The 11529-nt window shown below is 39.8% G+C and carries 6 protein-coding genes, 2 tRNA genes, 3 rRNA genes and 1 pseudogene; 5 read left to right on the plus strand and 7 right to left on the minus strand.

Annotated features, from left to right (window positions below):
- Window positions 1-14 precede the first annotated feature (14 nt).
- The 4 genes from EU95_RS05565 (at window position 15) to EU95_RS05550 (ending at window position 3416) form a co-directional block, all read left to right on the plus strand.
- Window positions 15-1406 (plus strand): aldehyde dehydrogenase family protein, encoded by a 1392-nt coding sequence (locus EU95_RS05565; protein ID WP_032521915.1) that lies wholly within the window; start codon window positions 15-17, stop codon window positions 1404-1406.
- 72 nt (window positions 1407-1478) lie between these two features.
- A complete protein-coding gene (locus EU95_RS05560; protein ID WP_032521917.1) occupies window positions 1479-2240 on the plus strand; it encodes a LysM peptidoglycan-binding domain-containing protein in 762 nt (253 codons plus the stop codon).
- 80 nt (window positions 2241-2320) lie between these two features.
- Window positions 2321-2530: a photosystem I reaction center subunit IV gene (locus EU95_RS05555; protein ID WP_032521927.1), complete on the plus strand. Its 210-nt coding sequence runs from the start codon at window positions 2321-2323 to the stop codon at window positions 2528-2530.
- Between the two features lie 4 nt (window positions 2531-2534).
- Window positions 2535-3416 (plus strand): DNA-formamidopyrimidine glycosylase, encoded by an 882-nt coding sequence (locus EU95_RS05550; protein WP_032521918.1) that lies wholly within the window; start codon window positions 2535-2537, stop codon window positions 3414-3416.
- Between the two features lie 41 nt (window positions 3417-3457).
- Here the strand turns inward: EU95_RS05550 and rrf are convergent.
- The 5 genes from rrf to EU95_RS05525 all read right to left on the minus strand — a co-directional run bounded on the left by rrf (window position 3458) and on the right by EU95_RS05525 (window position 8539).
- Window positions 3458-3574: ribosomal RNA gene (rrf, locus tag EU95_RS05545) — 5S ribosomal RNA — on the minus strand.
- A 63-nt stretch (window positions 3575-3637) separates the two neighbouring features.
- Window positions 3638-6513: ribosomal RNA gene (locus EU95_RS05540) — 23S ribosomal RNA — on the minus strand.
- A 259-nt stretch (window positions 6514-6772) separates the two neighbouring features.
- A tRNA-Ala gene (locus EU95_RS05535) sits at window positions 6773-6845 on the minus strand.
- 12 nt (window positions 6846-6857) lie between these two features.
- Window positions 6858-6931, minus strand: a tRNA-Ile gene (locus EU95_RS05530).
- Window positions 6932-7054: 123 nt separating this feature from the next.
- Window positions 7055-8539, minus strand: a 16S ribosomal RNA gene (locus EU95_RS05525).
- Together the 16S, 23S and 5S rRNA genes with 2 tRNA genes alongside form the textbook arrangement of a ribosomal RNA operon.
- A 611-nt stretch (window positions 8540-9150) precedes the next feature.
- Here EU95_RS05525 and EU95_RS05520 point away from each other — a divergent pair.
- Window positions 9151-10590 (plus strand): glycoside hydrolase 100 family protein, encoded by a 1440-nt coding sequence (locus EU95_RS05520; RefSeq protein ID WP_032521919.1) that lies wholly within the window; start codon window positions 9151-9153, stop codon window positions 10588-10590.
- A gap of 2 nt (window positions 10591-10592) precedes the next feature.
- On the opposite strand, the gene petD is transcribed toward EU95_RS05520, so the two are convergent.
- Window positions 10593-11075, minus strand: coding sequence for a cytochrome b6-f complex subunit IV (gene petD, locus EU95_RS05515; protein WP_002808353.1), 483 nt, complete (start codon window positions 11073-11075; stop codon window positions 10593-10595).
- Window positions 11076-11109: 34 nt separating this feature from the next.
- Window positions 11110-11529 (minus strand): annotated as a pseudogene (gene petB / locus EU95_RS05510) (cytochrome b6); the annotation flags it as partial.

Genomic DNA, 11529 nt, shown 5'->3' on the forward strand with positions numbered 1-11529 from the left:
TAAGTAGGAATAAAATGAAAATTTCTGATAAATTTCATTTAGAAGACATTAAAAAGTTAAAAAATACAGTTCTCACTGGTAAAACGGAAGATATAAAATGGCGGATCCAACATATAAACATAGTTTCTAAACTTTTGGATGAAAATAAAAAAGAGATCATAAAATCACTTTTTGTTGATCTAGGTAAATCTGAAATTGAAGGGCTTTCAGAAATCCTATTAGTGAAAGAAGAAATTTCACTAATAAAAAAGAAACTTAATTCTTGGATGCGACCAAAAAAGATTAATACACCTTTTTATCTATTTCCATCATCCTCCAAAGTTATTTATGAACCTCTTGGGTGTGTTTTAATTCTTGGTCCTTATAACTATCCATTACTTTATGTTTTAAAACCATTGGTAAATATTTTCTCAGCAGGAAATACTGCAGTCATAAAACCATCAGAAAAATGTCCTAATACCTCAAAGCTTATTAAAAAGCTTACTTCCAAATATTTCCGTAAAGATGTACTAATGACAGTAGAGGGTGACTATAAACAATCCATAAAATTAATTGAACAGAATTTTGACCATATATTTTTTACAGGAAGTACTGAAACTGGAAAATCCATAATGAAATTAGCTTCAAAAAACTTAACTCCATTAACTCTTGAGTTAAGCGGAACAAATCCTGTAATTATTTTCAAGAATGCAAATTTAGAAGTAGCTACTAAGAGAATTGTTTGGGGCAAATTTTTTAATTCTGGTCAATCCTGCATGGCTCCGAATCATATCTTTGTAGATAAAGAAATTGAAAATATTTTTATAGAAAAATTAAAGAAATGCATTGTAAGTTTTTACGGAGATAATCCAATTATTTCCGAAAACTTATCAAAATTAGAGAAAAAGCAATTTACATCAACTATAGAAATTCTCAAACAATTTAAAAAAGAAAAAAGAATTTTATTTGGGGGCACTTTTAGTAAAAAAAGTTTGAAAATATCTCCTACAATTTTGAGAACTAAGTTAAATGAAACAGCTATTTTGCAGAAAGAACTATTCAGTTCACTACTTCCAGTAATTGGATTCAATGATAAGGATTCAGCTTTAAAAGAAATTAGTCAAGCATCAAAACCATTAGCAATCTACTTATTTGGAGGCAATAAAAAAATCCACAATTATATTTCAAAAGTAACCAGCTCAGGAACAATATGTATAAATGATGTAATGTTACCAGTCCTTATTCCAAATTTACCTTTTGGTGGCGTTGGGCAAAGTGGTATTGGTAAATTTCATGGAGAAGAAGGATTTCGAAATTTTTCAAATCAAAAATCTATTACTTTTAAAGGTTTTTTATTTGATTTAAATCTGAGGTATCCTCCCTACGAAAGAGTAAAAAAATTTTTAAAGTTTATTTTTCAGGTTTAAATTACTTAAATTGTTTTCAAATACCTAGCGATTTTAAATTTAAAGATTATCTTTAAATAAATAGTGAGTTTTATGAAATTTGCATTTTTAGTAATTGCCATATTTATTAATTTCTTTAATCAGTCATTGATAAAATCAGAAGAAAAGATATTCTCAGCAAAAAATAAAATTGAGAATATTGCTAGAAAAGAATCAACTACTGAAGAAAAAACTGAAATAAAAATAATTCATATTGTAAAAAGTGGAGATACATTATCAAGTATTTCAAAATTATATTCAATAAATAAAGATTTAATCATTAAATTGAATAACTTAAAAGACGAAAATTATATATTTGTTGGCCAAAATCTTATTATCTCCGAATCTACTGAAAATCTTACAAAACAATCAGATTTAATAAAAAATTATCATATTGTTCAAACTGGTGAAAATCTGACTGAGATATCAAACAAATATAATTTAAAAGTAATCGATCTTATAGAGATTAATAATCTCAACAATCCTGATTCAATAAAAGTTGGTCAGAAACTCTTTATAAGAAAAAAGAACATCATTAATTCAGAGAATCATGAAACAACTGAAAATAAGAAAAATAATGAATTAATTGATTTAGATAAAAAAATTTATGGTCCTATAATAATCCAGAGTAAATCATATAAAGATATTAAAGGTAGAAAAGTTTTAAACGTACTAAATCAAGAAAATAAAAAACTGATTCTTTCAATCAATTGTGATGCAAATGAATTAGATGTAAGAATACCTGGCAGAAAATGGATGGGAAGTAAGCCTGCTAAAGAAGAGTTCGAAAATAACTTAATAAATGATTTTTGTTAAAACTTTTAATTAATATGTGTGAATAATTTGTCTAAGAATATTAATGATGAGTTATTCTACAAAAAGTTAAATTAATGGTAATGGCTATTTCAAGAGGCGATTTCGTAAGAATAAAAAGACCAGAATCATACTGGTACAACGAAATAGGTAAAGTTGCTTCTATTGATAAAACAGGTATTAAATATAATTGCACTGTTAGATTTGATAAATGTAATTATGCAGGAATTAGTGGAACTGCTGAAGGGGCAACTACAAATATGTTTGCAGAAAGTGAATTAGAAAAAGCTTAAATAATTGCCTGAATTACCTGAAGTAGAAACAGTTCGCAGAGGTTTAGAACAAAAACTTAATAACTTTATTATTAAAAAAGTAGAAGTTTGTAGGGATTCAACTGTTGCATTCCCAAAAAACAAAGAGGAATTCATTGAAGGACTTCTGAATTCACTTATTTATAAATGGGATAGAAGAGGAAAATATTTAATAGCTCAACTAAAAAAATTAGAAAATGAAAATGTAAGATTTCCTCTACAAAAATTCTCAAAAAATAACGGATTTCTTGTAGTTCATTTAAGAATGACTGGATATTTCAAATTTATTAATAATTCTGCTCAGCCCTGTAAACATACAAGAATAAGAGTTTTCGATGATAAAAATAATGAACTTAGATACATTGACGTAAGAAGTTTTGGTCAAATGTGGTGGATCAAGGAGGATCTATCGCCAAACAAAATAATCAAAGGATTAGGTTCATTAGGACCAGAACCATTTTCTAAAGACTTTGATGAAATTTACCTTAAGAAAGTTATTTCAAAACGAACTAAATCTATAAAAGCTATTTTATTAGATCAAACAATAGTGGCAGGTATAGGTAATATTTATGCTGATGAAAGTTTATACTCTGCTGGCATCTCGCCTTTTAGGGAAGCTCGAACAATCAAAAAGAATGAGTTAATTAAGCTTAAAGAATCAATCGTGACTGTTTTAAAAAAAAGTATAGGCTCTGGGGGGACTACATTTAGCGATTTTCGGGATTTGGAAGGAGAGAACGGAAATTTTGGTTTACAGACAAATGTCTATAGGAGAACTGGTAAAGAATGTCGTAAATGTGGAAATTTAATTGAAAGGGAAAAAATTACTGGAAGAAGTACCCATTGGTGTCCTAAGTGCCAAAAATAAAAAAGGGCTTACTCGTAAGAGTAAACCCTTTTAAATATTTTACCTGGCATTGAGCTATTTTCTCAAGGGGCTACCCCCTAAATATTTTCGCCGCTGATGCGTTTCACAACCGAGTTCGAGATGGATCGGAGTGGTTCCACATCGCCATGAACACCAGGATAGTATGAACCTTGAGAACTGCATAGAAAATATATAAATTAAAAACAATAAATTAAGTTTATTTGGTCAAGCCCTCGGTCTATTAGTACTCCTCCGCTGCACTTGTTACCAAGCTTCCACGTAGAGCCTATCGACGGGTGTTCTTCCCGTGACCTTACTGGCTTAAGCCATGGCAATACTCATCTTGAGGTGGGCTTCCCACTTAGATGCTTTCAGCGGTTATCCACTCCGCACATGGCTACCCAGCGTTTACCGTTGGCACGATAACTGGCACACCAGAGGTGCGTTCCTCCCGGTCCTCTCGTACTAGGGAGAAATCCTCTCAATATTCCTGCGCATACACCGGATATGGACCGAACTGTCTCACGACGTTCTGAACCCAGCTCGCGTACCGCTTTAATGGGCGAACAGCCCAACCCTTGGGACCGACTTCAGCCCCAGGTTGCGATGAGCCGACATCGAGGTGCCAAACCTCCCCGTCGATGTGAACTCTTGGGGGAGATCAGCCTGTTATCCCTAGAGTAACTTTTATCCGTTGAGCGACGGCCCTTCCACGCAGAACCGTCGGATCACTAAAACCGACTTTCGTCCCTGTTCGACTTGTAGGTCTCACAGTCAAGCTCCCTTCTGCTTTTGCACTCAACGACTGATTTCCAACCAGCCTGAGGGAACCTTTGTGCGCCTCCGTTACCTTTTAGGAGGCGACCGCCCCAGTCAAACTGCCCATCAGATACTGTCCGCTTCCCGGATAACGGGTAAGCGTTAGAACCCTAGCTCTAAAAGAGTGGTATCTCACCGATGACTCAATAGTACCCACAAGCACTATTTCAATGTCTCCCACCTATTCTGCGCATTCAGAGCCCGAGCACAATATCAAACTACAGTAAAGCTTCATAGGGTCTTTCTGTCCGGGTGTATGTAGTCCGCATCTTCACAGACAATTCTATTTCGCCGAGCCTCTCTCCGAGACAGCGCGCAAATCGTTACACCTTTCGTGCGGGTCGGAACTTACCCGACAAGGAATTTCGCTACCTTAGGACCGTTATAGTTACGGCCGCCGTTCACCGGGGCTTCAGTCGCCAGCTTCACTAAAAGCTAACCAGCTTCCTTAACCTTCCGGCACTGGGCAGGTGTCAGCCCCCATACATCGTCTTGCGACTTAGCGGAGACCTGTGTTTTTGGTAAACAGTCGCTTGCGCCTCTTCACTGCGACCAGCTCTCGCTGGCACCCCTTCTCCCGAAGTTACGGGGCCATTTTGCCGAGTTCCTTAGAGAGAGTTATCTCGCGCCCCTCGGTATTCTCTACCACCCCACCTGTGTCGGTTTCGGGTACTGGCATTTATGTCTTAACGAGTATAGGGCTTTTCTTGGAAGCATGACATCACCAACTTCGCTGCCGTAGCAGCTCGTACTCACGCCTTAGCTCAAGATGTTTTCTCCATCTCTCAAAGCCTCGAACGCTTGAACCAGTAACCAACATCTGGCCTGGTTAGCCTTCTCCGTCCCCCTTCTCAAAACATAACTGGTACAGGAATATTGACCTGTTATCCATCGACTACGCCTTTCGGCCTCGCCTTAGGTCCAGACTAACCCTCCGCGGACGAGCCTGCCGGAGGAACCCTTAGGGTTTCGGGGCATGGGATTCTCACCCATGTTTTCGCTACTCAAGCCGACATTCTCACTTCTATGCTGTCCACGTCCGCTTACGCTAACGCTTCACCCTACATAGAACGCTCCCCTACCATAAATAAATTTATCCGCAGCTTCGGTATAACGCTTAGCCCCGTTCATTTTCGGCGCAGAATCGCTCGACCAGTGAGCTATTACGCACTCCTTTGAGGATGGCTGCTTCTAGGCAAACCTCCTGGTTGTCTGGGCAATTCCACCTCCTTTATCACTTAGCGTTAATTTTGGGACCTTAGCTGGCGGTCTGGGCTGTTTCCCTCTTGACTATGGAGCTTATCCCCCACAGTCTGACTGCCTAGTTACACACAGGGTATTCAGAGTTCATATCGATTTGGTACCGCTTTCGCAGCCCGCACCGAAATGGTTGCTTTACCCCCCTGCTGGAGCACTAGACGCTACGCCTCAACGTATTTCGGGGAGAACCAGCTAGCTCCTGGTTCGATTGGCATTTCACCCCTAACCACAGCTCATCCGCTGAATTTTCAACTTCAGTCGGTTCGGACCTCCACTTGGTATCACCCAAGCTTCATCCTGGCCATGGTTAGATCACCAGGGTTCGGGTCTATAAACACTGACAAACGCCCTATTAAGACTCGCTTTCGCTGTGGCTCCACCATTTCCGGTTTAACCCGCCAGTGCCTATAAGTCGCCGGCTCATTCTTCAACAGGCACACGGTCACCCGATTAGTCGGGCTCCCATTGCTTGTAAGCTCACGGTTTCATGTTCTATTTCACTCCCCTCCCGGGGTTCTTTTCACCTTTCCCTCGCGGTACTGTTTCACTATCGGTCACACAGTAGTACTTAGCCTTACGAGGTGGTCCTCGCAGATTCACACGGAATTCCACGTGCTCCGTGCTACTCGGGATACAGCTAGGTCAACTTATCTTTCGATTACGGGGCTTTCACCCTCTGTGGCACGCCATTCAAACGTTTCTTCTAGACTTGTTGATCCATATTGCTGTCCCACAACCCCGATAGTCAAGACTATCGGTTTGGGCTGTTCCCCGTTCGCTCGCCGCTACTGAGGGAGTCGTTATTTACTTTCTCTTCCTCCAGCTACTAAGATGTTTCAGTTCGCTGGGTTAGCTCGCACCAACCTATATATTCAGTTGGCCGTACATGGGGTTGCCCCATTCGGAAATTCCCGGATCAAAGTGTGCTTCCAACTCCCCGAGACTTATCGCAGGTAACCACGTCCTTCATCGCCTCTGTGTGCCTAGGTATCCTCCGTGAGCCCTTTGTAGCTTGACCAATAACTTCAAAAATTGAAGCATCAGCTTAATAGAATTGTTATTAATGCATTCGCACAAATAATAAATCTGCATCATTAAAGATGCTTATTGTCTTTAAAAAATAATCTATGCAGTTGTCAAGGTTCTCTGAAAACAATGAAATTAATTCAATGAGTCCAGCATCTTAATGATTTCATTAGGAAGCTAGATTCGTTCAGAATTTGGTCACAACTCAGAAATTTTTCCTTCTTACTGATTATGGAAGAGGTGGTAATCAGTGGAGGTAAGCGGACTCGAACCGCTGACATCCTGCTTGCAAAGCAGGCGCTCTACCAACTGAGCTATACCCCCAACATAGAGATATGGGCCATCCTGGACTTGAACCAGGGACCTCACCCTTATCAGGGGTGCGCTCTAACCACCTGAGCTAATGGCCCAGGAAAAATGGGTGTGACCTAGAAAAACTTAGGAAATGAAATCCTTAATAATATTGAGGATGTGAGATACCGATCGACCTAAGGTGACAAAATAATAATATTAAACATTTTGTTGTCTCCCTGTTAGGAGGTGATCCAGCCGCACCTTCCGGTACGGCTACCTTGTTACGACTTCACCCCAGTCATTAGCCCCACCTTCGGCGTCCTCCTCCACAAGGGTTGGAGTAACGACTTCGGGCATGGCCAACTTCCATGGTGTGACGGGCGGTGTGTACAAGGCCCGGGAACGTATTCACCGCAGTATGCTGACCTGCGATTACTAGCGATTCCTACTTCACGTAGGCGAGTTGCAGCCTACGATCTGAACTGAGCCACGGTTTATGGGATTTGCTAGCTCTCGCGAGTTTGCTGCCCTTTGTCCGTAGCATTGTAGTACGTGTGTAGCCCAGGGTGTAAGGGGCATGATGACTTGACGTCATCCACACCTTCCTCCGGTTTATCACCGGCGGTCTTTCTAGAGTGCCCAACTAAATGCTGGCAACTAAAAACGTGGGTTGCGCTCGTTGCGGGACTTAACCCAACATCTCACGACACGAGCTGACGACAGCCATGCACCACCTGTCACTGCATTCCCGAAGGCACCCTCAAATTTCTAAGAGGTTCGCAGGATGTCAAACCCTGGTAAGGTTCTTCGCGTTGCATCGAATTAAACCACATACTCCACCGCTTGTGCGGGCCCCCGTCAATTCCTTTGAGTTTCACACTTGCGTGCGTACTCCCCAGGCGGAACACTTAACGCGTTAGCTACGACACCGAAGGGGTCGATTCCCCCGACACCTAGTGTTCATCGTTTACGGCCAGGACTACAGGGGTATCTAATCCCTTTCGCTCCCCTGGCTTTCGTCCATGAGCGTCAGTAATGGCCCAGCAGAGCGCCTTCGCCACTGGTGTTCTTCCCGATATCTACGCATTTCACCGCTACACCGGGAATTCCCTCTGCCCCTACCATACTCAAGCCTTTCAGTTTCCACTGCCATGATGGAGTTAAGCTCCACGTTTTAACAGCAGACTTGAAAAGCCGCCTGCGGACGCTTTACGCCCAATAATTCCGGATAACGCTTGCCACTCCCGTATTACCGCGGCTGCTGGCACGGAATTAGCCGTGGCTTATTCCTCAAGTACCGTCATATCTTCTTCCTTGAGAAAAGAGGTTTACAGCCCAGAGGCCTTCGTCCCTCACGCGGCGTTGCTCCGTCAGGCTTTCGCCCATTGCGGAAAATTCCCCACTGCTGCCTCCCGTAGGAGTCTGGGCCGTGTCTCAGTCCCAGTGTGGCTGATCATCCTCTCAGACCAGCTACTGATCGAAGCCTTGGTGAGCCATTACCTCACCAACAAGCTAATCAGACGCGAGCTCATCCTCAGGCGAAATTCATTTCACCAATAGGCATATGGGGTATTAGCGGTCGTTTCCAACCGTTATCCCCCTCCTGAGGGCAGATTCTCACGCGTTACTCACCCGTCCGCCACTAACCCGAAGGTTCGTTCGACTTGCATGTGTTAAGCACGCCGCCAGCGTTCATCCTGAGCCAGGATCAAACTCTCCGTTTTGTTCAAATCCTTTTGTAGATAAATCTACTCAATATGAATTGCATTCTCCAAATAAAAATAAGATTGACTTAAGTTATTTAGGTTCAGCCTCCTTAAAAAATTAAGGATTACTTTGAGTGCACATTAAAAATATTTCAAAGTGACTTTCCAAGATCTCAGATCCGTTGGTTTTCAAAAAACTAAAAGTTAGCAATTGAAAACAATTTATATATTCTTGACGGGACCTCACACCTTTATTGCAAATACATCTCAAAATTATCAAATATAGATTTGATAAAGTTTTGACGCAATAAAAGCATCAGTTCCTAAGTTTTTAAATTTTCTAGGTGCAGAGTTAAACAACAAGTGCGTAACTCATTTCGAAGGGAAACCCTTCTTCTGGCTGAAAAAATTGATCGAAATCAAATTTCCAAAATAATCACTCATTTACCAAAAAACAGATTTAAGGTATTTGATTGAATTATGCAAAAAAATATATTTTTGCCCAGAAGAAAATATTAAACCATTTGACCGTAATTATGCAACCATTAATACATAATTTTTTTATTAATTTTTTTATTTGTTCAAAGTCTCTTTTAACAACTAGGCTTAAATAAAGGGATATAAATGAAATGGCAGAAAGATTTAGTCAAAAAAATTTAAGAGTAAGGCCAAGTTCTGATGAGGAGAAAATTGTAACAAATGCAAAAAAACACTTCGAAAAGACTTTAGTTGAAATTTCAGGCGAACTTGTCGGCAGTGTGGCTGCACTAGAACACCCAACAAAAAATAAAAAGTTAAATTATGGGGAAATTTTTTTAAGAGATAATGTTCCTGTAATGATCTACCTCATAACTCAGAAAAGATATGAAATTGTTAAGAGGTTTTTGAGTGTATGTCTTGAATTACAAAGCACTAACTATCAAACCCGTGGAGTATTTCCAACCAGTTTCGTAGAAGAGAATGGAAAGCTAATTGGTGACTATGGTCAAAGATCTATTGGAAGAATTACTTCAGCAGATGCAAGCTTATGGTGGCCAATTTTATGTTGGTATTATGTCAACAAAAGTGGTGATTATGCCTTTGGAAAAAGTCAAAGCGTTCAGAGAGGTATTCAACTCCTACTAGATCTAGTTCTTCATCCAACATTTGAGGGCACCCCTGTACTTTTTGTTCCGGATTGCGCATTTATGATTGATAGGCCTATGGATGTATGGGGAGCCCCTCTGGAAGTTGAAGTTTTACTTCATGGATGCTTAAAAAGCTGTATAAAATTAATGGAATTAAGTAGAGCAGATCATGTAAGTAGATTATTAGATCAAAGACTTATTCTTACCAATCAATGGGTGAAGGATTTAGGAAGCTTTCTCTTGAAACATTACTGGGTTACCAGCCAAACAATGCAAGTTTTAAGAAGAAGGCCAACTGAGCAATATGGAGATGATCAACATTTTAATGAGTTTAACGTTCAACCTCAAGTTGTCCCTTCATGGCTTCAAGATTGGCTAGAGAACAGAGGTGGTTATTTAATAGGGAACATTAGGACAGGTAGACCTGACTTTAGATTTTATAGTTTAGGCAATTCTTTAGCATGTATGTTCGGAGTACTGCCTCCTGAAGAACAAAGAGCTTTATTTAGATTGGTTTTACATAACAGACAGCATTTAATGGCTCAAATGCCTATGAGAATTTGTCATCCTCATATGGATGTCGAAGAATGGCAAAATAAAACTGGATCAGATCCGAAAAATTGGCCTTGGAGTTACCATAATGGAGGACATTGGCCAAGTTTACTTTGGTTTTTTGGTACAGCTGTCCTATTGCATCAAAAGCATTATGGTTCGGACGATGTGATTCTCATGGAAGAAATGAAATCTTTAATAGAGGAATCATATTGGTGTCAGCTTAATCAATTGCCCAAGCAAGAATGGGCAGAATATTTTGATGGTCCAACAGGCACTTGGGTTGGGCAACAATCAAGAACATATCAAACTTGGACAATTGTTGGATTTTTATTAATGAATCATTTTTTAAGAAATGAGTATAACGATCTAGATATGTTTAAAATTTGAGACTAAAAAAGTCCTAAGGTTAATGACTTATCAATTGGCAGACATGCACCAATACCAAGATAGATTGTTAGAAAAGTTCCGAATAAGAAAACAGACATTGCTATTGGCCTTCTGAATGGATTGGAAAATTTATTAACGTTTTCGATAAAGGGTAAAATCATTAATCCCAATGGAATTAATGTTTGAAGTGCAATACCCAAAAGTTTATTAGGAACAACCCTAAGTATTTGAAAAACAGGATAAAGGTACCATTCAGGAAGTATTTCCAAGGGTGTTGCGAAGGGATTAGCTTTATCTCCCAACATTGCAGGATCAAGAACTGCTAATCCAACTACACAGGCAATGGTTCCTAAAATAACTACAGGGAAGATATATAGTAAATCATTCGGCCAGGCTGGTTCACCATAGTAGTTATGGCCCATACCTTTTGCTAACTTTGCTCTTAATTTTGGATCAGAGAGATCAGGCTTTTTTAAGGTAGACATATTTGGGAACTGGTGATGTTTTAAGTATAAGGGTTTATAAAGGACCTGAAATACCCTGTTTACGAATCATTAAAAAGTGCATCAACATGAAAACTGCTAATGACCATGGCAATACAAAAGTATGAAGACTGTAAAATCTGGTTAAAGTGGACTGTCCCACACTTTCTCCACCTCTGAGTAGTTCAACCATGAAGTCACCAATTATTGGTATTGCAGCTGGGACACCTGAAACGATCTTAACTGCCCAATAACCTACCTGGTCCCAAGGCAGGGAGTATCCTGTCACTCCAAAAGCAACAGTTATAACTGCCATTACAACGCCTGTAACCCAAGTCAATTCTCTTGGCCTTTTAAAACCTCCTGTAAGATAAACCCTAAAGACATGAAGGATTAACATCAAAACCATCATTGATGCACTCCATCTATGCACAGATCTTATTAACCATCCAAAACC

Source organism: Prochlorococcus marinus str. MIT 9201 (genome assembly GCF_000759955.1).
GTDB lineage: Bacteria > Cyanobacteriota > Cyanobacteriia > PCC-6307 > Cyanobiaceae > Prochlorococcus_A > Prochlorococcus_A marinus_G.

What these genes read in the sequence shown, in the direction of transcription:
- EU95_RS05565 (WP_032521915.1), top strand. Translation starts at nt 15, where the DNA reads ATGAAAATTTCTGATAAATTTCATTTAGAAGACATTAAAAAGTTAAAA.
- petD (WP_002808353.1), bottom strand. Translation starts at nt 11,075, where the DNA reads ATGTCTACCTTAAAAAAGCCTGATCTCTCTGATCCAAAATTAAGAGCA.
- EU95_RS05555 (WP_032521927.1), top strand. Translation starts at nt 2,321, where the DNA reads ATGGCTATTTCAAGAGGCGATTTCGTAAGAATAAAAAGACCAGAATCA.
- EU95_RS05560 (WP_032521917.1), top strand. Translation starts at nt 1,479, where the DNA reads ATGAAATTTGCATTTTTAGTAATTGCCATATTTATTAATTTCTTTAAT.
- EU95_RS05520 (WP_032521919.1), top strand. Translation starts at nt 9,151, where the DNA reads ATGGCAGAAAGATTTAGTCAAAAAAATTTAAGAGTAAGGCCAAGTTCT.